Source organism: Caballeronia sp. PC1 (assembly GCF_021353155.1).
Lineage (GTDB): Bacteria > Pseudomonadota > Gammaproteobacteria > Burkholderiales > Burkholderiaceae > Caballeronia > Caballeronia cordobensis.
The window spans coordinates 1,841,038-1,861,150 of the sequence record NZ_JAJUBH010000001.1; the positions used below are offsets into that span (position 1 = coordinate 1,841,038).

Sequence of the window (20,113 nt, forward strand, 5' to 3'; positions counted from 1 at the left end):
AAAAGGGCACCGACCGGTGCCCTTTTCTTTTGGCTGACGTAAAACCTTACGCGCCGAATTCCGCCGACGCGACATGCTTCGTGTCGCCGTCGCCATCGTCTTGCGATGCCGACTTCTTCGCCGTATCGATGGTCACGTGAACACGCTTGTCCGCGGCGGCCGACGCCAGCACCTGCTTCGGCGCGGCGGTCTGAACCGGCGCCTGCGGTGCATTGATCGGCACGTTGCGGCCGCGCGCGACATCGCGCAGACGCGAACGTTCGGCCAGGACCTTCGCGCCGTAGCCGCCGTCGTCCTGCGTCGTCGAACCGACGTAATACCGCAGGCCGCCCGCCACCGAACCGCCACGCGCAATGCAGTCCTTCAGCACGAGCGCGCCGACCTTGATGTTCGCGAGCGGATCGAGCGCCGCGTGCGAGCCGCCGAAGTACTGGAATTTGTCCGAATGAACCTTCGACATCACCTGCATCAGGCCCTGCGCGCCGACGCCGCTTTCGGCATACGGATTGAAGCCCGATTCGATCGCCATCACGGAGAGCAGGAGCAGCGGATCGAGACCGACTTCGCGGCCCGTGTCGAATGCCGCGCGCACGAGCTGGCTGACGGGGTCTTCCGCCACGCGATAGCGGCGAGCGATGAAGTTCGCGACGAGCTTCTGCTCGCGCGTGGAGATGAGCACGCGATCGTCGCGCGCGTCGGCGGCGATGCGCTGCGCCGGGATCAGGTTGGCAAGCATGCCGACGGACGGCATCGTGCGCGGATCGAGTCCGTTAGGCGAAACCGCGAGGCTGATGCCGCCGGTCAGGTGATGCGTGCTGGCGTCGTCGGTAGCGGCGGCGCCGAGCGACGGCACGACAGCGGCGGGCGCCTTCGACTTGGCCGAGGCGGCGTTCGCCGCGAGGTTCACGGGGAGCATGGGATCGCTCGGCTGGCGATGCACGGCCGAGAACGGCGGCAGCGGCTGACCGGCGAGCAGGCGCGCCGGTCCGGCCTGCACGGCCGCCGACACGAACGGCATGATTCTGGCGGCGAACGTGGTGCGCCAGGACGGCGCCAGCCACAAGGCGAGCGCGCTCACGACAGCCGCGCAACCGACCACGGCGAAGAGATGGTGACTCAAACGGCGTCCGCGACGCAGCGCCACGCGCATGATCTGCGCGGCGCGGGTGTCCGAACCCCACCAAGCTGAAGCATTCATCGATACTCCCAATGTTGCATGATTTGCGCAGATGAATACGAATAAACGACGTATTCGACGCGCAAATCAGACACCGCTCGCGCTTGGCAAGCATAAGCGGCATCGGGGATACGGCATGCGCCGTCTGGAAAGCCGATCCGGCAAAAGATCGCCGGGTTGCGCGGCACGAACTGCATGCCCTGAATGCGCACGTGGCCTTCCACGCGAAAAACCGGCGTGCAAAACGCCGGCCGTGACAACCAAACAGCCATGAATCGCCGGGCAGGAGCGGCGCAGGCGACGCATGTGCGTCCGAAGAACCTGAGGCTAAGGTAAAAAGTTTAAGAACCTGCAGTCAATGCCAAGCGATTCTACCAGCGTTTAATGATCCGTCAATGCTAAAGACTTCTGTTTCAATTACTTACAGTTATATTGAACACTGTTCAGCGCCTGAAGAGCACGTCTTTCGGGCGATTCCAAGTGGATTAGGCTGAATGTCCCCCAACGCACGGACGCCTACGCAGGTAAAATCGACAATCGCTTAGCGCGCAGCCGTCCCGCCCTGCCTGCCTCGTGCGCCGGGCGCCTTCGAGCCCACTTTCGACCATCGATGAAATACAAAGATCTGCGCGACTTCACCGCCCGCCTCGAAGCGCTCGGTGAACTGCGCCGCATTCGGCAGCCCGTCTCTCCGGTTCTCGAAATCACCGAAGTCTCCGATCGCGTGTTGCGCGCGGGCGGTCCGGCGCTGCTCTTCGAAGCGCCCACCGGCCACACGATGCCCGTGCTCGCGAACCTGTTCGGCACGACGCGCCGCGTCGCGCTCGGCATGGGCATCGAGACCGAAGCGCAGAGCGGTGCGGATGTGAGCCTCGGCAGCGATGTCGCCGCGCTGAGCTCGCTGCGCGATGTCGGCAGACTGCTTTCCGCGCTCAAGGAACCGGAGCCGCCGAAGGGCTTCAAGGACGCCGGCAAGCTGCTCTCGCTCGCGAAAGCCGTGTGGGACATGGCGCCGAAGTCGGTGAGCGCGCCGCCTTGCCAGGAAGTGGTGTGGGAAGGCAAGGACGTCGATCTGCATCGGCTGCCGATCCAGACCTGCTGGCCGGGCGACGCCGGACCGCTGCTCACGTGGGGCCTCACCGTCACGCGCGGGCCGAACAAGCCGCGCCAGAATCTCGGCATCTACCGTCAGCAGTTGATCGGGCGCAACAAGCTCATCATGCGCTGGCTCGCGCATCGCGGCGGCGCGCTCGATTTCCGCGAATTCGCGCTCGCGAATCCGGGCAAGCCGTATCCCGTGGCGGTCGTGCTCGGCGCGGATCCCGCGACGATCCTCGGCGCCGTGACACCTGTGCCCGATTCGTTGTCCGAATATCAGTTCGCCGGGCTCTTGCGCGGCTCGCGCACCGAACTCGCGAAGTGCCTGACGCCGGGCGTCGATACGTTGCAGGTGCCGGCACGCGCGGAGATCGTGCTCGAAGGCTTCATCTACCCGCAAGACGGCGCGCCGCCGCCCGCGCCCGAAGGCGCGCCGCCGCGACCGTCGGGCTCCGCCGCCGCGAAATACGAGCACGCGCTCGAAGGCCCCTACGGCGATCACACCGGCTATTACAACGAACAGGAATGGTTTCCGGTCTTCACGGTCGAGAAGATCACGATGCGCCGCGACGCCTTGTTTCATTCGACCTACACCGGCAAACCGCCCGACGAGCCCGCCGTGCTCGGCGTCGCGCTCAACGAAGTCTTCGTGCCGCTGTTGCAGAAGCAGTTCACCGAGATCACCGATTTTTATCTGCCGCCCGAAGGCTGCAGCTACCGCATGGCGATTGTGCAGATGAAGAAGAGCTACGCCGGCCACGCGAAACGCGTGATGTTCGGCGTGTGGAGCTTCCTGCGGCAATTCATGTATACGAAGTTCATCGTCGTGGTCGATGAAGACGTCAACGTGCGCGACTGGAAGGAAGTGATCTGGGCGATCACGACGCGCGTCGATCCGGTGCGCGACACTGTGATGGTCGACAGCACGCCGATCGACTATCTCGATTTCGCGTCGCCGGTCGCGGGCCTCGGCTCGAAGATGGGGCTGGATGCGACCAACAAGTGGCCCGGCGAGACGAATCGCGAATGGGGCCGCCCGATCGTGATGGATGAAGCCGTGAAACGCCGCGTCGATGCGCTGTGGTCCGAACTCGGCCTGGAGGACAAGCGATGATCGCGGCCACGCTCTATCGGGGCGACGTCATCGAAAACACGCACAAGGCGCACGTCGCCGTCGTCGACGCCAACGGGCGGCTCGTGCATGCCTTCGGCGATCCGCATCGCGTGACGCTGCCGCGCTCGGCGGCGAAGCCCGCGCAGGCGCTTGCCGTCATCGAGACCGGCGCGCTGGAGCGCTTCGGCTTCAGCGACGAAGACCTCGCGCTCATGTGCGGCTCGCATAGCAGCGAGCCGCGTCATATCGAACGCGCGCTGGCGATGCTCGCGAAGTCGAGCGCGAGCGAAGCCGATCTGCGCTGCGGCGGCCATCCACCGATTTCGGACGCGGTGTATCGCGACTGGATCAGGCGCGATTTCACGCCGACGCCCGCCTGCAGCAATTGCTCCGGCAAGCACGCCGGCATGCTCGCGGGCGCGCGGGCGATGGACTTGCCTAGGCTCGATTACCACTTGCCGGACCATCCGCTGCAAGTGCGCGTGAAGCACACCATGGCGCGCGTGCTCGATCTCGCCGATGACGACGTGCAATGGGCCATCGACGGCTGCAATCTGCCCACACCCGCGTTCCCGCTCGATCGTCTCGCGCGGCTGTACATGAAAATCGCGGGCGCGCCCGAAGGCTCGCCGCTCGCGCGTATTCATCGCGCAATGACGTCGCATCCCGAGCTTGTCGCGGGCGAAGGACGCTTCTGCACGCTGCTCATGCAGGCGTTCGGCGGCGAACTCGTCGGCAAGACGGGCGCGGACGCGAGCTATGCGATCGGCGTGCGTCGCGAGGCAGGACCGCTCGGCATCGCGGTGAAGGTCGAGGACGGCAACACGTCGGTGGTGAACGCGATCGTCGTTCACGTGCTCGACCAGCTCGGCATCGGCACGCAACAGCAGCGCGACGCGCTCGCCGCCTTCCGCAATCCGCCGACGCGCAACACGATGGGCGTGCCGACCGGCCGCCTCGACGTGAGCTTCACGCTTCACCCTCATCCAGAATAAAAATGCACTCGTGGTCGTTGCTGTCGGACGGGTTTTTTCTGTCGCTCTCGTTGTGCCTGGATATCGGCATCGCGAATGTCGCGATTATCTCGCTTGCGTTGACGCACGGCTTCAAGCCGGGCTTCGTGCTCGGTCTTGGCTCGTGTTTTGGCGATCTGGCCTATGCCGCGCTCGCGCTTGCCGGCATGTCGGCGCTGTTGCAGTTCGAGCCGGTGCGTTGGGGCGTGTGGATCGGCGGCTCGATCGTGTTGCTGTTTCTCACCTGGAAGATGGCGCGCGAAGCGCTCAATCCGGCGTCCGCGCCGCCCGTCGAAGGCGAAGCGGATTTCACCGTGCCGCGTCCGAAGCACTGGAAGAGTTTCGTGCGCGGCTGCCTGCTCGCGGTGTCGTCGCCGAGCGCGATTCTCTGGTTCGCGGCGGTCGGCGGCGCGCTCATCGCGAAAGCGGGCGCGACGAGTCCGATCAGCGCGTCCGTGTTTCTCGCCGGCTTCTTCGCCGGCGGGCTCGGCTGGACGCTCTTCGTCTGCACGCTCGCGAGCCACGGCAGAAAGCGCGCGGGAACTCAACTGCTGCGCGCCTGCCACGTGATGTCCGCCGTGCTCTTCGCGTACTTCGCCTACAGCGTGATCGTCAACGGCTACCGCGATCTGATCGTGCACGCGGCGTCGTAACGGCCGCGCTCACCCGCGCTCACACTTCACGCGAGGTACTGAGCCAGCTTCGGCAAGTCGACGTTGCCGCCCGACACGATCACCCCGACGCGCTTGCCCTCGACCGGCACGACCTTCTGCAGCACCGCGGCCGCCGCGAGACAACCGGTCGGCTCGACGACCATCTTCATGCGTTGCGCGAAGAACCGCAGCGTCTCGACAAGCTGCGCGTCGCTCACGGTGACGATCCGATCGACGTGACGCTGGATGATCGGAAAGTTGTATTCGCCGATGTGCGTCGCCGCGGCGCCATCGGCGATGGTGCGCGGCACCTCGATATGCACGATCTCGCCGCGCGCGAGCGACTGCTGCGCGTCGTTGCCCGCTTCCGGCTCCACGCCGATCACCTTGCAGTCCGGCGACAGCGCCGCCGCCGCGAGCGCGCATCCGCCGATGAGCCCGCCGCCGCCCAGACACACGAAGAGATAGTCGAGCGGGCCGGTTTCCTCGATCAGCTCCTTCGCCGCCGTCCCCTGCCCCGCGATCACGTGCGGATGATCGTACGGCGGAATCAGCGTCATGCCGCGCTCCTCGGCGAGCTTGCGGCCGATTTCCTCGCGGCTTTGCGTGTAGCGGTCGTAGGTGATGACTTCGCCGCCGTAGCCGCGCGTCGCTTCCATCTTGGCGGCGGGCGCATCTTCGGGCATGACGATCGTCGCGCGGATGCCGGCAAGTTTCGCGGACAAGGCGATCGCCTGCGCATGATTGCCCGACGAGTACGTGATGACGCCCGCGGCGCGCTGGCGCTCGTCGAAATGCGAGAGCGCGTTGTACGCGCCGCGGAACTTGAACGCGCCCATGCGCTGGAAGTTCTCGCACTTGAAGAAGAGCGACGCGCCCGCGATGTCGTCGGCGGTGCGCGAAGTCAGGACGGGTGTGCGATGGGCGAAGCCTTCGATGCGGCGCGCGGCGTCGGCGACGTCATCGAATGTGGGAGCGGGAAGTGAGGACATCGGCGTGGGAGCGTGAGGTGAAGAGGATCACCATTGTCCCAGTTCCATCGCAAAATTCAAAAGCCGCGCGCGCATGAAAAAGGCGATGCACGTTGCATCGCCTCTCATGTCGTTCCGGCAAGGTCGCTTAGCGGCGCCAGTAGCCCGGCCCGTAACCCGGCCCGTGACGGTAATAACCGTGATGCCGGTAATAGGGCCGGCCGTAGTAGCCATAGCCATAACCGGGATAACCGCCGACGACCACCGCGGGCGGCGGCGCATAGACGACCGGCGGAGGCGGCGCCACGTACACCGGCTGCGGCGGCGCGACATAAACGGGAGCCGGCGGTGCGGCATACACCGGATAAGCCGGCACCCCGATACCGACGCCCACCGAAACATGCGCTTGTGCAGCGCTCACGAAGCCCGCGCCAAGCGCGCCGGCAACCAGTAACCCACCGAGCTTTTTCACTATCGTTCTCCTCGTCGCTTCGCGCGTTGGCCGGTCTAAACGGCTCGCGAGCGACGGCATGAAAGCAATTTATCGAAAAAGCGGGGGCGTCGCAGCGGCCATTTGTTGCAAATTGCAAGTTCCTTAACGCGCATGCGAATCTGAAAGCGAGACGAAGCGCGCAGCAAGGCCGCGATCGACCGTTCGACGCACCTCGGCAGGCGGCGCGGGTCAGACTGCACGCGTCGCGAATAAAACCGCGTAACGTATATTTACAAAACAACGGAAAAGCCCCGCCGGACGATTCGCCCAGCGGGGCTTTTCATGTATTACCTGATATTCCTAAAGCGCGGCTCAGCCCACTTTGATATACGCAAATTCGCGCGTGACATTGGGCGGCACATAAGCCGCGCCGATCACGACCCGGGGCGTCAGGCGCTTTTTCTGATCCCACCAGCAGCGCCGCTGGGTCTGGCTCAAGAATCGCAGATGCTTTCGATAAGAGAAAATGCTCATGGCGACCTCCGAACGTAGCGAATGAAACCCGTGAAGGGAAAAGCCGTCAGCTAGCGCCGCGCCGTTCCCGCTGAATCGTGTTGTCTTTAATATTGAGCGCCCTGTTCGTCCCTCGATGTTCGCAAAGAAACCAAGTCTTCGCGCGCATGTGCGTTTAACCACATTCAGCAGAAAGCATGCCGTTTCGAGCCGCCAGCCGCGGCGTGAAAACCGCGTTTCGCTCAAAACCCGTACCGCCGGCGCGGCAACAATCGCCGTCATACCGTCGATCCGCCGTTTCGCTTTCTGTCTTTATATCCTGCCAGCTTTGCGTGAAATTAGCTTTTCGGGACCGTCTCGAAATGGCAACACTAGGGTTTTCCGATGCTGGCGGCCGGCCAGAAAACCGGCTTTCCGAATGCTTACATCGTCTTTCGCGTGCGCGCGCGGCGAATCGCGCGCGGCGCGTGCGACAACGTCCCCAAGCCGCATTAAAGCCATGTTATGGTGACGTCCGGCGCTCCATCGGGCAGGCTCGATGGACGGGGCATTCAGGCGCCGCAAGCAGGAAATCGCAAGGCTTCATCGAACGGGCGCCGCGCGTTCCGATGACTTCTGCACGATATTCGAGTCCAGAGAACGAACAATGATCAAGGTCAGCTTTCACGATTCGCGCCGCGCGGACGGCCGCCTCACCGGAATGACGTGCGGGTTTCGCATCGTCCGGTAGCGCCTTTCGTCTTTCCTGCCTTTTCCGCTTCACGACCCGGCGCAAGTCGCGACACTGCGCAGTTATCCTAGAGGACCCGAGATGTTCGGCGATATCGCCCGCTTTTTGCTCAATACGCTGTTCACGCTGTTCGGCGCGGCGCTCCTGCTGCGCGCATGGATGCAGGTCGTGCGCATGCCGCCCTACAACCCCGTTTCGAATGCCGTGATGCAGGCGACCAACTGGATCGTGCTGCCGCTGCGCAAGATCCTGCCCGGCGGGAAGATCGACTGGGCGAGCATTCTCGCCGCGTTCATCGCGTCGGCCGTGTACGTCACGCTGATGGTCGTGCTCGCCGGCATCGATCCGACGCTCATGCTGCCGATGCTGCTGCTCGTCGCGTTGCTGACCGTCGTCAAGTGGGCGCTGAACCTCATCATCTGGGTGACGATTCTGATGGCGCTGCTTTCGTGGCTCAATCCGCAGTCGCCGGCCATGCCGCTGCTCTATCAGATCACCGCGCCTTTCCTCGATCCGCTGCGGCGCATTCTGCCGCGTCTGGGCGGTATCGACCTTTCGCCGATCCTGCTGTTCGTGATCGTGCAGGTGTTGCTGATGGTCGTAACGCGGGCTGCCGTTTCGATGACCTTGTTCGGGATCTGAAGGCCGCGCAATTGCGTCGCGGGACGCGTTGCGCTTACAATAGTCGGCTCTCGCGGGCGTCGTATAATGGCTATTACCGTAGCTTCCCAAGCTACAGACGTGGGTTCGATTCCCATCGCCCGCTCCAGAATCATCTCGAAAGCCGCCCTAAGTCACGCTTGGGCGGCTTTTTGATTTCCAGCATCGCCTAGTCATGAACCACGATCCCCAGGACGACGCCGCCGACGGCATCGAAGATAACGGCACACCCGAAACGAACGAAGCCTCGACGCTGCATCACCGCCGCATTCGCAGCTTCGTCACGCGCGCGGGCCGCGTGTCGCCGGGCCAGCAGCGCGCGATCGACGAACTCGGTCCGCGCTATGTCGTGCCCTACTCGCCGCAACTCGCCGACTGGAGCGCAGTCTTCGGCCGGCAGGCGCCGCGTATTCTCGAAATCGGCTTCGGCATGGGCGCGACCACGGCGGAGATCGCCGCCACGCGTCCCGGCGACGATTTCATCGGCGTGGAAGTGCATGAGCCGGGTGTCGGCGCGCTGCTGAAGCTGATCGGCGAAGAGGCGCTCGGCAATATCCGCATCCTTCAGCACGACGCCGTCGAAGTGCTCGAACACATGATCGCAGCCGACAGCCTGGACGGCGTGCATATCTATTTCCCCGATCCGTGGCACAAGGCGCGTCATCACAAGCGCCGCCTGATTCAGCCGAAGTTCGTCGCGCTGCTCGTGTCGCGCATCAAGCCGGGCGGCTATATTCATCTCGCGACCGACTGGCAGAACTACGCGGAGCAGATGCTCGACGTGCTGTCGGCCGAACCCGCGCTGGAAAACACCGCCGACGGTTACGCGCCGCGCCCGGATTTCCGTCCGGTCACGAAGTTCGAGCGAAGAGGTTTGCGCCTCGGGCACGGGGTGTGGGATCTGATGTTCCGCCGCCGCTGAGCGCATCGGCCATCAAATGAAAACGCCACGGCAAGCCGTGGCGTTGTTGCTTGTGACGCGCAGCAGGAGATCAGTCGGCCCAGCTCAAGCCGCCGCTATATCCCACAATCAGAATCAGCAAGCCGAAGCCGATGCGATACCATGCGAACGCCGTGAAATCGTGCGACGCGACGTAGCGCAGCAGCCAGCGCACGCAGACGAAGGCGCTGATGAACGCCGCGATCAGCCCGATGGCGAAGAGGCCGAGATCGTCCACGGTCAGCGTGCGCCAGTACTTCGCCATTTCGTAGATCGTCGCGCCGAAGATGATCGGAATGGCGAGGAAGAACGAAAACTCGGTGGCAACGCGCCGCTCCAGCCCGAACAGCATCCCGCCGATGATCGTCGCGCCCGAGCGCGACGTGCCGGGAATCAGCGCGAAGCATTGCGCGAGACCGACTTTGAAGGCGTCGCCGTAGGTCAGGTCGTCGACGGAATGCACGCGTGTCAGCGCGCCGCGTTCGCGCTGACGCGCTTCCGCCCACAGAATCACGATGCCGCCGATGATCAGCGCCACCGACACCGGCACGGGCGAAAACAGCACCGACTTGATGTGCTTCTCGAACAGCAGGCCGAGCACGATGGCGGGAATGGTCGCGATGATCACGTTGATCGTGAAGCGCCGTGCGTCGGCGCGCACCGGCAGGCCCGTCACCACCGAGCCGATTTTCGCGCGGTATTCCCAGCAGATCGCCAGAATCGCGCCGAATTGAATGACGACGTCGAAGGTTTTCGACTGTGCGTCGGTGAAGTTCAGCAAGCTGCCCGCCACGATCAGGTGCCCCGTGCTGGAGACCGGCAGGAATTCGGTCAAGCCCTCGACGACGCCGAGAATCAGCGCCTTCACCATCAATATCCAGTCCATCCGTCAGCCCTTGTTCGCTGTTATCGCCGTTGGTTGTCAAACATGCCGCGCAGAGTTTTCGACTCACTTCTCGACGATCTGCACACGTATGCCGTTTGTAAGGACTGTGATTGTACCGGGTTCGTAAGACACGCCGGCGAACTGGAGTTCTTCGGGCTTGAAGGTGTGAATCGGATAGCGGTCGAGCAATTGCGCCGCGAGTTGCGCGCCGACCGACGCAATCTGTTGGTTGTACTGCGCGGCGTCACCGTTGAACTGCGCGGCGTCAACAGTCGGCGACATGAGAATGACCGAGCGGCTCGGTGCGTCGTAGCCGAGCTGCGTCGAGAGCGTGAACACGCCCGTCACGGGATTCGGCATGAAAGGGGTCGCGAGGCGCGCATCGACGCGCACCGTCACGCGATTGCGATCCGGCGCCATGCCGGCGACGGGATTGCTCAGGACCACGTCGAAAATCTGCGATGCGGTGCGCTGCAGCGGAAACTTGCGCGCGACCGCGTCCTGAACCTGCTGGGTGGAAAATGTGTAGTGATCCGGAATGAAGGGGAATATCGAGTTCGAAGCGGCTCTTGCCTTCGCTGCAAAAGTGAGTGCGGGCAGCGACATCAGCGTGGCCAGCACGAACCGGCGCCGCAGCGGCGCGACGGGTTCCGTCATGCGTGATCCTCCAGTGCTTTTCTTCAAGTCTGCGCCGTGCGGCGCGGTCCGGGCTTGGACTGCGGCGCGTCACGACAGTTGCGTCGGCTGCGTCTCACGCTCCAGCCGCTCGATCCACTTCAGCGCATGTTCCCGCGTCTCGCCGCACATCTCGTTCGATGGCTGCAATCCGCCGCAGCAGGCCGGCCTGCGCGGATCGCCGAAGATCTTGCAGCGCAGGTCGCTATCCAGTTGCACGCAACGCTCGCCCGCGCGCTTTCCATGCGGCATGCCCGGAATGGGACTCGAAATGGAAGGCGCGATGCAGCACGCGCCGCAACCTTCGCGGCAGGCATGAGGCGAAGAAACAATCGGCATGACGATACGGGAACGACGAGATCAAACCGGCATTGTCCCACGCCTTCACATTGCGCTTCGTCAATCATTGACGTCGGGCTGCGACCTTATCACGCAACGCCCACACCCGGCCGCCGATTACACTCGGACGATTCCCAGAGGTTCGTCATGTCTCCCGCCGCCCCGCTCTTTCGCCCCGACCTGCTCGCGCGCTACGATGCGCACGGCCCGCGCTACACGTCCTACCCTACCGCTGTCCAGTTCGCCGAATCGTTCGATCCCGCGCATTACCGCGAAGCCGCGCAGCGCGGCCCGGCAAACGCCGACCTCTCGCTGTATTTCCACATTCCGTTCTGCGACACCGTCTGCTTTTACTGCGGCTGCAACAAGGTCGCGACGAAAAACCGCGCGCATGCGCGCCCGTATCTGGATCGCATGAAGCGCGAGCTGGCGCTACAGGCCGCGCTCTTCGATGCATCGCGCCCGGTCACGCAACTTCACTGGGGCGGCGGCACGCCGACGTTCCTCTCGCACGACGAGATGGCCGAGCTGATGTCCGCGACGCGCGAGCACTTCGCGCTCGTCGACGACGCGCGCGCCGAATATTCGATCGAAGTCGATCCGCGCGAGGCATCGGCGGACACGATCGCGCTCCTGCGCGAACTCGGCTTCAACCGCCTGAGCCTCGGCGTCCAGGACTTCGACGAGCGTGTGCAGCGGGCCGTTAACCGCATCCAGCCGAGAGAAATGACCGAAACCGTGCTGAACGCCGCGCGCGAGCACGGTTTTCAGTCGGTGAGCGTCGATCTGATCTACGGCTTGCCGCATCAGACCGTCGAACGCTTTTCGCGCACGCTCGACGCGATCATCGAACTGAAGCCGGATCGCGTTTCAGTATTCGGCTACGCGCACATGCCCACGCTTTTCAAGATGCAGCGTCAGATCGACGAAAGCGCGCTGCCCTCGCCCGCCGTGCGCCTCGCGATTCTGGAACGCGTGATCGCGCGCATGATCGAGGCGGGCTATGTGTATATCGGCATGGACCATTTCGCGCTGCCCGGCGACGAACTCGCGCGCGCGCTGGAAGCCGGCACGCTCCAGCGCAACTTCCAGGGCTACAGCACGCATGCGGACTGCGATCTGATCGGCATCGGCGCGTCGTCGATCGGCAAGATCGGCGATGTCTACGCGCAGAACGCCCGCGAGCTGGCCGATTACGCGAGCGCGATCGACGCGGGCCAACTCGCCATCGCGCGCGGCGTGCGCCTGTCCGCCGACGACACCTTGCGCCGCGACGTCATCATGCGCCTCATGTGCGGCGGCGAGCTGCGTTTCGACGATGTCGCCGCGACCCACGGCATCGACTTTCCCGCGACTTTCGCCGGCGAGCTCGCGCGCCTCGCGCCGATGGCCGGCGACGGGCTCATCGACCTGTCGCGCGACGCGATCCGCGTGCTGCCCGCCGGACGCATGCTGGTGCGCAACGTCGCGTCGGTGTTCGACCGCTATCTCGGGCAAGCCAGCCTGCGGCGTTTCTCGCGCACCATCTGAGGCGCTCGCCGCACGCGTCGGTGGCTTAGAATGTCAGCCACCTTGGACGGCCCGGCTTCGCGTTGCGGCGCGCCCATCCTTTCACTGCCGATGCGAAGCGCCGGGCACGCCCGGCCTTCTCGCAGACGGCGACGCCACTGCCCGACGCCATGCCGACCACTTCGCCGCAGTTCGCTCCACTCGCTCAACTCGCCGCCGATCTGCGCGCCGGCCGCACGACGAGCCGCGCGCTCGTCGAGGCCGCGCTCGAACGCATCGCCGATCCGGCGGGCCAGGGCTCGACCGTTTTCCTCCAGGTCGACGCCGACCACGCCCGCGCCGCCGCCGATGCGCACGATGCGCTCCTGCGCGCCGGCACGGTGCTCTCCCCGCTTGCGGGCATTCCAGTCTCGATCAAGGATCTCTTCGACATCGAAGGCCAGGTGACGCGCGCCGGCTCCAAAGCACTTGCCGACGCCCCGCCCGCCCGTGCCGACGCCGTGACCGTCGCGCGCCTGCGCCGCGCGGGCGCGGTGATCGTCGGGCGCACCAACATGAGCGAATTCGCGTTCTCGGGCCTCGGCCTCAACCCGCATTACGGCACGCCGCGCTCGCCGTGGCGCGCCGACCCGGCGGACGACGGCGACGCGCGCATCGCGGGCGGATCGTCCTCGGGCGCGGCGGCGTCGGTCGCCGACGGCATGGCGGCGGTCGCGCTCGGCACCGATACCGGCGGCTCCATCCGCATTCCGGCCGCGCTGTGCGGGCTCACCGGCTTCAAGCCGACCGCGAGCCGCATTCCGAAGCAAGGCGGCGTGCCGCTTTCGAAGACGCTCGATTCGTTCGGGCCGATCGGCGTATCGGTCGCGTGCTGCGCGCTCGTCGACCGCATTCTCGCCGGACGCGATCCTGGCGTGCCCGCCACGCGCCCGCTCGACGGCGTGCGCCTCGGCGTGCTGACGAACTACGTGACCGACGGCGTCGAAACGCCCGTCGCGACCGCGGTGGCCGCCGCCGTGAACCATCTCGCCGCGGCGGGCGCGCTCGTGGAAGACGTGCGCTTCGCGCCGCTCGACCGGCTGCCGGAGATCAATCGCTACCCGCTCGTCGCGATCGAAGCGTATGCGTGGCATCGCAAGCTGATGGCCGAGCACGGCGGCGACTACGATCCGCGCGTGCTCGCGCGCCTCACGCGCGCCGAAGCGGCCAGCGCGGCGGACTATATCGACCTGTGCGAAGCGCGCGCCGCGATGATCGAGGAAGCCCGCACGACGCTCTGGCAACGTTTCGACGCGATCGTCTGCCCGACCGTGCCGGTGCTGCCGCCGCGCATCGCCGATCTCGCCTCCGACGACGACGCCTTCACGCGCGTCAACGCGTTGATCCTGCGCAATCCGACCGCGTTCAACTTCCTCGACGCCTGCGCGCTGTCGCTGCCCTGCCATCCGCGCGGCGCGGCGCCCGTGGGCCTGATGCTCGCGGGCGCGCCGCATTCGGACGACGCGCTGCTCTCGATCGGCCGCGCCGTCGAAGCCGTGCTGGCGACCACGCGCTGAGCGCCCGGCGATGCGGCTCTTTTTGCGCATCCGGCGTTCGCGCTAGAATTCCTCGCGATACTCACGCAACTCAGGTGCTTCCTTCTCGAATCGTTGCGAAATAATGAACAACTCTTTACATCACTTCACGATGCATCAGGACGACCGGGTGATGCGCCGCGAGCGACGCCTGCTCGTGCTGCTCGGTTTCGTCAGTCTCGGTCTCGTCGGCGGCGCGCTGTATCTGCAGTTCTTCCATAACGAAGATCCCTGCCCGCTTTGCATCATCCAGCGCTATTTCTTCGTGCTGGTCGCGATCTTCGCGTTTCTCGGCGCGGCGTTTCGCAACTGGCGCGGCATTGCGCTGCTGGAAACGCTCGTCGCGATTTCTGCGCTCGGCGGGCTCGTCACCGCGATTCGCCATGTGTACGTGCAATCGCATCCGGGCTTCAGTTGCGGGTTCGATGCGCTTCAGCCGATCGTGGACGGTCTGCCGCCCGCCGCCTGGCTGCCGCAGGTGTTCAAGGTCGCGGGCCTGTGCGAGACGCCGTATCCGCCGATCCTTGGGCTGTCGCTGCCGCAATGGTCGCTGATCGCGTTCGCGCTCATCTTCGTGCTGGTCGCGGCCAGCCTGCGGCTCAAGCGCAAACTGCGCTCGACGGTGCGGTAATTTCTTCCGGGCGGCCGTTTCGCGCGCCGCCCGTTCTTCCCCGCTTTATCCCCTTCCGCGCGCTTTTCCTTTCGCGCATCAGCGCATCCGCATAATCTTGATACGGGCCCGCCAATCTTTTTGAGATATTGGGGTGTTAAGGTCGTGTCTGGATGGCGATCTACGTGCGCGCAGTCCGATTCGCTCAAAGGCAGCCCGAAGTTTTTCGCGGCAACCCATGAAACGAACGGAAACCGCGTAACGCGCGCCCGGTCCGCAATGTCTTTCTGAATCATGACAACGCAAACCATCCGCTTCTATCAGCGCGGCGCCGTGCGCGAGATCGGCGACGCGCCCGCCACGCGCACGGTGCTTCAGCATCTGCGCGAGACCGCGCTTTGCACCGGCACCAAGGAAGGCTGCGCCGAGGGCGATTGCGGCGCGTGCACCGTCGTGATCGGCGAACTCGACGCGCGCGGCCAGCTTGCGCTCAAAGCCGTCAACGCGTGCATCCAGTTTCTGCCGACGCTCGATTCGCGCGCGCTCTTCACCGTCGAAGACCTGCGCGGCGCAGACGGCGCGCTGCATCCGGTGCAGCAGGCGCTCGTCGACTGTCACGGTTCGCAGTGCGGTTTCTGCACGCCCGGTTTCGCGATGTCGCTTTGGGCGCTCTATCACAGCCATCCGCGCGATGCGGGGCCGCCGTCGCGCGATGACATCGCCACGGCGCTGTCGGGCAACCTGTGCCGCTGCACGGGTTATCGGCCGATCGTCGATGCGGGGCAGCGCATGTTCGACACTCCGCGCCCGCCTTTCGATGCCGACGCCGTCGCCCGGCAACTCGCCGCGATCAAGCGCACGCAAACCTTCGAGTATCACGCCTTCCACGCGCCCGTCACGCGCGCCGAATTCGCCCGGCTGCGGGCCGCGCATCCGAACGCGCGGCTGCTCGCGGGCAGCACCGACGTCGGCCTGTGGGTGACGAAGCAGTTCCGCGATCTCGGCGAGATGCTCTACATCGGCAACGTCGACGAATTGAAGACGATCGGACGCGACGCCGGCACGCTGACGATCGGCGCGGCGGCATCGCTCGAAGATGCCTACGCGGCGCTCGCCGCCGACTATCCCGAACTGACCGAACTGTGGACGCGCTTCGCCTCCCGGCCGATCCGCAACGCCGGCACGCTCGGCGGCAACGTAGCGAACGGCTCGCCCATCGGCGATTCGATGCCCGCGCTCATCGCGCTGAATGCTCAACTCGTGCTGCAAAAGGCCGATAAAACGCGCACGATGCCGCTCGACGCGTTCTACCTCGGCTATCAGAAAACCGCGCTCGACGCGGGCGAATTCGTCGCGGCGATCCGCGTGCCGCGTCCGGCCGCCGCGCTGCGCTTTCGCACTTACAAGGTGTCGAAGCGCTACGACCAGGACATTTCCGCGGTTTGCGCGGCGTTCGCGGTCAGGCTCGACGACGCCAACCGCATCACCGAGGCGCGCATCGCGTTCGGCGGCATGGCGGCGACGCCCAAACGCGCGGCGCGCGCCGAAGCCGCGCTGACCGGCAACGAATGGACCGAAGCCGCCGCGCACGCCGCGATGGCCGCGCTCGATACCGATTTCCAGCCGCTCACCGACATGCGCGCATCGAGTGCGTACCGGGCGAAGGTGGCGCGCAACGTGCTGTGGCGTTTCTATCTGGAAACGCGCCGCGATGCCCCGCTTGCGCTCGCCGAAGTCAACGCGTTCGCGTATGGCTCCCATGTGGAGGAAGCGCCATGAACAAGGCCCGCGATCCGATCCAGCTCGAAGACGCCGCCGGCGCCGCGTTGCCGCACGAATCGGCGGCCCTGCACGTGAGCGGAGAAGCGCGCTACACGGACGACATTCCCGAAGCGCGCGGCACGCTGCACGCGGCGCTCGGGCTTTCGCGGCATGCGCATGCGCGCATCGTGTCGCTCGATCTGGATGCGGTGCGCGCCGCTCCCGGCGTGGTCGCGGTGCTCACGGCCGAAGACATCCCCGGCGAGAACAATTGCGGCCCGGTGCTGCACGACGATCCGATCCTCGCGGCAGGCGAAGTGCAGTATCTCGGCCAGCCGGTGTTCGCCGTCATCGCCGAGACGCACGATCTGGCGCGCCGCGCCGCCGCGCTCGCGAAAAGCGAGGACGTGGTGCGCTACGAGCCGCTCGAAGCCGTCCTCACGCCGCGTGAAGCGAAGGCGCGCAATCAATTCGTCCTGCCGCCGCTGCATCTGCGGCGCGGCGATCCGGCCGCACGCATCGCGGCGGCGGCGCATCGTCTGAAAGGCGAGTTCGAAGTCGGCGGACAGGAGCAGTTCTATCTCGAAGGACAAGTCGCGTACGCGCTGCCTCAGGAGCAGGACGGCATGCTCGTTCATAGCTCGACGCAGCATCCGAGCGAAATGCAGCAGGTCGTCGCGCATATGCTCGGCTGGCCGACGCATGCCGTGCTGTGCGAATGCCGTCGCATGGGCGGCGGCTTCGGCGGCAAGGAATCGCAATCGGCGGTGTTCGCATGCGTCGCGGCGCTCGCGGCGCATGTGCTCAAGCGCCCGGTGAAGCTGCGCGCCGACCGCGACGACGACTTCATGATCACCGGCAAGCGTCACGATGCGGTCTACGAATACGAATGCGGCTTCGACGACGACGGCCGTATCGCGGGCGCGCGGGTCGAAATCGCGTTGCGGGCGGGCTATTCGGCGGACTTGTCGGGCGCGGTCGCGACGCGCGCCGTGTGCCACTTCGACAACGCCTACTATCTGGGCGACGTCGAAATCCGTGCGCTGTGCTGCAAGACCAACACGCAGTCGAACACCGCGTTTCGCGGCTTCGGCGGCCCGCAAGGCGCGCTCGTCATGGAAGTGATGCTCGACGAAATCGCGCATCGCCTGAAGCGCGATCCGCTCGACGTGCGGCGCGCGAATTACTATGGCATCGGCGAGCGCAACGTGACGCCTTATGGCCAGCCGGTCGCGGACAATGTCATCGCGCCGCTGACCGATGCGCTGATCGCATCGAGCGAATACGCAACGCGCCGTGCCGAAGTCGCCGCGTTCAATGCGAAAAGCCGCGTCCTGAAGCGCGGCATCGCGTTCACGCCGGTCAAGTTCGGCATTTCGTTCAACGTGCCGTTTCTGAACCAGGCCGGCGCGCTCGTGCATGTCTACAAGGACGGCTCGGTGCTCGTGAACCACGGCGGCACCGAGATGGGCCAGGGCCTCAACACGAAGGTCGCGCAGGTGGTCGCGAGCGTGCTCGGCATCGGCCTCGCGCAGGTGCGGGTGACGGCCACGGATACGTCGAAGGTCGCCAATACGTCGGCGACGGCGGCATCGACCGGCAGCGATCTGAACGGCAAGGCCGCCGAAGCCGCGGCGCTCGCGATCCGCGCGCGTCTCGCCGATCTCGCCGCGCTGCAGCTCGGCTGCAAGGCGGCCGACGTCAAATTTCATGGCGGCGGCGTCGAGGCGAATGGCGCGCGGCTGCCCTTCGATCAGCTCGTCGCCGCCGCGTATCTCGCGCGCGTGCAGTTGTGGTCCGACGGCTTTTATTCGACGCCGAAAGTCCATTGGGACGCGAAGACGCTGCAAGGCCATCCGTTCTACTACTTCGCGTACGGCGCGGCCGTGTCGGAAGTCGTCGTGGATACGCTCACGGGCGAATGGAAGCTGCTGCGCGCCGATCTGCTGCACGACGCGGGCCGCTCGATCAATCCGGCCATCGATATCGGGCAAGTGGAAGGCGGCTATATCCAGGGCATGGGCTGGCTCACGACCGAGGAGCTCTGGTGGAACCGCGACGGCCGCCTGATGACGCACGCGCCTTCGACCTACAAGATTCCGGCCGTCAACGACGCGCCCGCCGTCTTCAACGTCGCGCTTTATGACAACGACAACGCCGAGCCGACGATCTTCCGTTCGAAAGCGGTCGGCGAGCCGCCGCTCCTGCTGTCGTTCTCGGTGCTGCTGGCGATACGCGCGGCGATCGCCTCGGTGGCGCCGGATAACGCCGATGCGCCGAAGCTGCGCGCGCCCGCGACGCCCGAAGCGATTCTCGACGCGCTCGACGCGCTAGCCGTTCCGGCGCGGGAAGCCGCCCCGGTAAACTAGCGCCTGCGACGACCTTTCGACGATTCTTCTCTGGAGCCCCATCGATGCAAGTTTGGCTGAACGACCTGCAACACCTGCTCGCGCACGGCGACGCCGTCGTGCTCGTGACGGTCGCGCGTGTCGAAGGCTCCGCGCCGCGCGAGCCGGGCACGAAGATGATCGTCACACGCGAGGACGCGCGCTACACGATCGGCGGCGGCCATCTGGAATGGAAGGCCATCGAGACCGCACGGCAAGTGCTGAAGGACGGCATGCGCACGCAACGCATGCGCAGGCTGGAGCGTTTCGCACTGGGCCCGAGCCTCGGCCAATGCTGCGGCGGCGCGGTCGTGCTGGCGTTCGAGCGGCTCGACGTATCGGATCTCAACTGGGTGACGACGCTCGCGAAACGCACGGCGCAGGGTTTGTCGACCGTGCGCAGCGTTTCGTTCGCGCCGCTGCCCGATGCGGTGATGCTCTCCGATCCCGAGCCGGGCGCAACCGACGCCGACTGCCTGTTGTGGGACGGCGCCGGTTTCGACGAAAGCGGCGCGCTGCTCACGGAAACCCTCGCGCCGCGCGACTTCCAGGTCGTGCTGTTCGGTGCGGGTCATGTGGGCGCGGCACTGGTTCGCGTGCTCGCCACGCTGCCCTGTCACGTCACGTGGGTCGATTCGCGCGACGCGGCTTTCCCGCCCGCGCAGTTCGTGCCGGACAACGTGTCGATCGAGCCGAACGACGCGCCGGACGAAGCCGTCGACAACGCGCCGCCCGGCGCGTACTTCCTCGTGATGACGCACAACCACACGGTCGACCTCGCGCTGGCCGAGTGCATCCTGAAACGCGGCGATTTCGCGTTCTTCGGGATGATCGGCTCGTTCACCAAGAAGAAGCAGTTCGAGCACCGGCTCGCGGCGCGCGGCATCGACCCGGCGCGTATCGCGCGCATGGTGTGTCCGATCGGCATCGACGGCATCGTCGATAAAGCGCCCGAAGTGATCGCCGTCGCAGCGGCAGCCCAACTGCTGCAGGCGGTCGAAGCCCATGCGCTCACAAGGTCGTCGCAGACCGCTTGACCACGCTGTATCCCCTGCAATCGCCCTGACACA

19 protein-coding genes and 1 tRNA gene are annotated in these 20,113 nt (G+C 65.5%); 12 read left to right on the forward strand and 8 right to left on the reverse strand.

Features of this window, described 5'->3' with window-relative positions:
* Positions 1–46 precede the first annotated feature (46 nt).
* On the reverse strand, positions 47–1,198 hold the full coding sequence (locus tag LY284_RS08890; protein ID WP_045450408.1) for a transglycosylase SLT domain-containing protein: 1,152 nt from the start codon (positions 1,196–1,198) through the stop codon (positions 47–49).
* Complete coding sequence (locus LY284_RS08895; protein WP_053567711.1) at positions 1,195–1,389, reverse strand: hypothetical protein; 195 nt, start codon at positions 1,387–1,389, stop codon at positions 1,195–1,197. The genes LY284_RS08890 and LY284_RS08895 overlap by 4 nt, the downstream gene beginning before the upstream one ends.
* Before the next feature lie 398 nt (positions 1,390–1,787).
* Here LY284_RS08895 and LY284_RS08900 point away from each other — a divergent pair, with 398 nt between their 5' ends.
* From LY284_RS08900 to LY284_RS08910, 3 genes are read left to right on the forward strand one after another with little or no spacing between them, the layout of a single operon-like run.
* A complete protein-coding gene (locus tag LY284_RS08900; protein WP_014190775.1) occupies positions 1,788–3,389 on the forward strand; it encodes a UbiD family decarboxylase in 1,602 nt (533 codons plus the stop codon).
* Positions 3,386–4,384 (forward strand): asparaginase, encoded by a 999-nt coding sequence (locus LY284_RS08905; protein ID WP_014190774.1) that lies wholly within the window; start codon positions 3,386–3,388, stop codon positions 4,382–4,384. The genes LY284_RS08900 and LY284_RS08905 overlap by 4 nt, the downstream gene beginning before the upstream one ends.
* A 2-nt stretch (positions 4,385–4,386) precedes the next feature.
* Positions 4,387–5,055: a LysE family translocator gene (locus LY284_RS08910; protein ID WP_014190773.1), complete on the forward strand. Its 669-nt coding sequence runs from the start codon at positions 4,387–4,389 to the stop codon at positions 5,053–5,055.
* Positions 5,056–5,081: 26 nt separating this feature from the next.
* On the opposite strand, the gene LY284_RS08915 is transcribed toward LY284_RS08910, so the two are convergent.
* From LY284_RS08915 to LY284_RS08925, 3 genes are all read right to left on the reverse strand, one after another.
* Positions 5,082–6,047, reverse strand: coding sequence for a threo-3-hydroxy-L-aspartate ammonia-lyase (locus tag LY284_RS08915; protein ID WP_014190772.1), 966 nt, complete (start codon positions 6,045–6,047; stop codon positions 5,082–5,084).
* A 127-nt stretch (positions 6,048–6,174) separates the two neighbouring features.
* Positions 6,175–6,498, reverse strand: a complete 324-nt coding sequence (locus LY284_RS08920; RefSeq protein WP_014190771.1) for a hypothetical protein — start codon at positions 6,496–6,498, stop codon at positions 6,175–6,177.
* 333 nt (positions 6,499–6,831) lie between these two features.
* Complete coding sequence (locus tag LY284_RS08925) at positions 6,832–7,254, reverse strand: hypothetical protein (protein ID WP_144403872.1); 423 nt, start codon at positions 7,252–7,254, stop codon at positions 6,832–6,834.
* Between the two features lie 529 nt (positions 7,255–7,783).
* Between LY284_RS08925 and LY284_RS08930 the strand changes: the two genes are divergently transcribed.
* From LY284_RS08930 to trmB, 3 genes are all read left to right on the forward strand, one after another.
* The gene (locus LY284_RS08930) at positions 7,784–8,344 is read left to right on the forward strand and encodes a YggT family protein (RefSeq protein ID WP_014190769.1); all 561 of its coding nucleotides are present in this window, start codon (positions 7,784–7,786) and stop codon (positions 8,342–8,344) included.
* Positions 8,345–8,396: 52 nt separating this feature from the next.
* Positions 8,397–8,471, forward strand: a tRNA-Gly gene (locus tag LY284_RS08935).
* A gap of 66 nt (positions 8,472–8,537) precedes the next feature.
* Positions 8,538–9,284, forward strand: coding sequence for a tRNA (guanosine(46)-N7)-methyltransferase TrmB (gene trmB, locus LY284_RS08940; protein WP_014190768.1), 747 nt, complete (start codon positions 8,538–8,540; stop codon positions 9,282–9,284).
* A gap of 70 nt (positions 9,285–9,354) precedes the next feature.
* On the opposite strand, the gene LY284_RS08945 is transcribed toward trmB, so the two are convergent.
* The 3 genes from LY284_RS08945 to LY284_RS08955 all read right to left on the reverse strand — a co-directional run bounded on the left by LY284_RS08945 (position 9,355) and on the right by LY284_RS08955 (position 11,202).
* A complete protein-coding gene (locus LY284_RS08945) occupies positions 9,355–10,188 on the reverse strand; it encodes an undecaprenyl-diphosphate phosphatase (RefSeq protein WP_014190767.1) in 834 nt (277 codons plus the stop codon).
* A 63-nt stretch (positions 10,189–10,251) separates the two neighbouring features.
* Positions 10,252–10,845: a DUF1439 domain-containing protein gene (locus LY284_RS08950; protein ID WP_014190766.1), complete on the reverse strand. Its 594-nt coding sequence runs from the start codon at positions 10,843–10,845 to the stop codon at positions 10,252–10,254.
* A 69-nt stretch (positions 10,846–10,914) separates the two neighbouring features.
* Positions 10,915–11,202, reverse strand: a complete 288-nt coding sequence (locus tag LY284_RS08955) for a YkgJ family cysteine cluster protein (protein WP_014190765.1) — start codon at positions 11,200–11,202, stop codon at positions 10,915–10,917.
* A gap of 147 nt (positions 11,203–11,349) precedes the next feature.
* Here LY284_RS08955 and hemN point away from each other — a divergent pair, with 147 nt between their 5' ends.
* The 6 genes from hemN (at position 11,350) to xdhC (ending at position 20,080) form a co-directional block, all read left to right on the forward strand.
* Positions 11,350–12,732 carry an oxygen-independent coproporphyrinogen III oxidase gene (gene hemN, locus LY284_RS08960; protein ID WP_014190764.1) on the forward strand — a complete coding sequence of 461 codons (1,383 nt, stop codon included), beginning with the start codon at positions 11,350–11,352 and terminating at the stop codon, positions 12,730–12,732.
* A 149-nt stretch (positions 12,733–12,881) separates the two neighbouring features.
* Entirely contained in the window at positions 12,882–14,267 is a 1,386-nt protein-coding gene (locus LY284_RS08965; protein WP_014190763.1) for an amidase, read from the forward strand.
* Between the two features lie 130 nt (positions 14,268–14,397).
* Complete coding sequence (locus LY284_RS08970; RefSeq protein WP_014190762.1) at positions 14,398–14,916, forward strand: disulfide bond formation protein B; 519 nt, start codon at positions 14,398–14,400, stop codon at positions 14,914–14,916.
* Between the two features lie 273 nt (positions 14,917–15,189).
* The gene (xdhA, locus tag LY284_RS08975) at positions 15,190–16,674 is read left to right on the forward strand and encodes a xanthine dehydrogenase small subunit (RefSeq protein WP_014190761.1); all 1,485 of its coding nucleotides are present in this window, start codon (positions 15,190–15,192) and stop codon (positions 16,672–16,674) included.
* A complete protein-coding gene (gene xdhB / locus LY284_RS08980) occupies positions 16,671–19,025 on the forward strand; it encodes a xanthine dehydrogenase molybdopterin binding subunit (protein WP_014190760.1) in 2,355 nt (784 codons plus the stop codon). Before xdhA ends, xdhB begins: the two co-directional genes overlap by 4 nt.
* A gap of 44 nt (positions 19,026–19,069) precedes the next feature.
* Positions 19,070–20,080, forward strand: coding sequence for a xanthine dehydrogenase accessory protein XdhC (gene xdhC / locus LY284_RS08985; RefSeq protein ID WP_014190759.1), 1,011 nt, complete (start codon positions 19,070–19,072; stop codon positions 20,078–20,080).
* The last annotated feature ends 33 nt before the right edge of the window (positions 20,081–20,113 follow it).

What these genes read in the sequence shown, in the direction of transcription:
- LY284_RS08930 (WP_014190769.1), top strand. Translation starts at nt 7,784, where the DNA reads ATGTTCGGCGATATCGCCCGCTTTTTGCTCAATACGCTGTTCACGCTG.
- xdhC (WP_014190759.1), top strand. Translation starts at nt 19,070, where the DNA reads ATGCAAGTTTGGCTGAACGACCTGCAACACCTGCTCGCGCACGGCGAC.
- LY284_RS08955 (WP_014190765.1), bottom strand. Translation starts at nt 11,202, where the DNA reads ATGCCGATTGTTTCTTCGCCTCATGCCTGCCGCGAAGGTTGCGGCGCG.
- LY284_RS08970 (WP_014190762.1), top strand. Translation starts at nt 14,398, where the DNA reads ATGCATCAGGACGACCGGGTGATGCGCCGCGAGCGACGCCTGCTCGTG.
- hemN (WP_014190764.1), top strand. Translation starts at nt 11,350, where the DNA reads ATGTCTCCCGCCGCCCCGCTCTTTCGCCCCGACCTGCTCGCGCGCTAC.
- xdhA (WP_014190761.1), top strand. Translation starts at nt 15,190, where the DNA reads ATGACAACGCAAACCATCCGCTTCTATCAGCGCGGCGCCGTGCGCGAG.
- LY284_RS08915 (WP_014190772.1), bottom strand. Translation starts at nt 6,047, where the DNA reads ATGTCCTCACTTCCCGCTCCCACATTCGATGACGTCGCCGACGCCGCG.
- LY284_RS08890 (WP_045450408.1), bottom strand. Translation starts at nt 1,198, where the DNA reads ATGAATGCTTCAGCTTGGTGGGGTTCGGACACCCGCGCCGCGCAGATC.
- LY284_RS08950 (WP_014190766.1), bottom strand. Translation starts at nt 10,845, where the DNA reads ATGACGGAACCCGTCGCGCCGCTGCGGCGCCGGTTCGTGCTGGCCACG.
- LY284_RS08905 (WP_014190774.1), top strand. Translation starts at nt 3,386, where the DNA reads ATGATCGCGGCCACGCTCTATCGGGGCGACGTCATCGAAAACACGCAC.
- LY284_RS08925 (WP_144403872.1), bottom strand. Translation starts at nt 7,254, where the DNA reads ATGACGGCGATTGTTGCCGCGCCGGCGGTACGGGTTTTGAGCGAAACG.
- xdhB (WP_014190760.1), top strand. Translation starts at nt 16,671, where the DNA reads ATGAACAAGGCCCGCGATCCGATCCAGCTCGAAGACGCCGCCGGCGCC.
- LY284_RS08900 (WP_014190775.1), top strand. Translation starts at nt 1,788, where the DNA reads ATGAAATACAAAGATCTGCGCGACTTCACCGCCCGCCTCGAAGCGCTC.
- LY284_RS08945 (WP_014190767.1), bottom strand. Translation starts at nt 10,188, where the DNA reads ATGGACTGGATATTGATGGTGAAGGCGCTGATTCTCGGCGTCGTCGAG.
- LY284_RS08910 (WP_014190773.1), top strand. Translation starts at nt 4,387, where the DNA reads ATGCACTCGTGGTCGTTGCTGTCGGACGGGTTTTTTCTGTCGCTCTCG.
- LY284_RS08965 (WP_014190763.1), top strand. Translation starts at nt 12,882, where the DNA reads ATGCCGACCACTTCGCCGCAGTTCGCTCCACTCGCTCAACTCGCCGCC.
- trmB (WP_014190768.1), top strand. Translation starts at nt 8,538, where the DNA reads ATGAACCACGATCCCCAGGACGACGCCGCCGACGGCATCGAAGATAAC.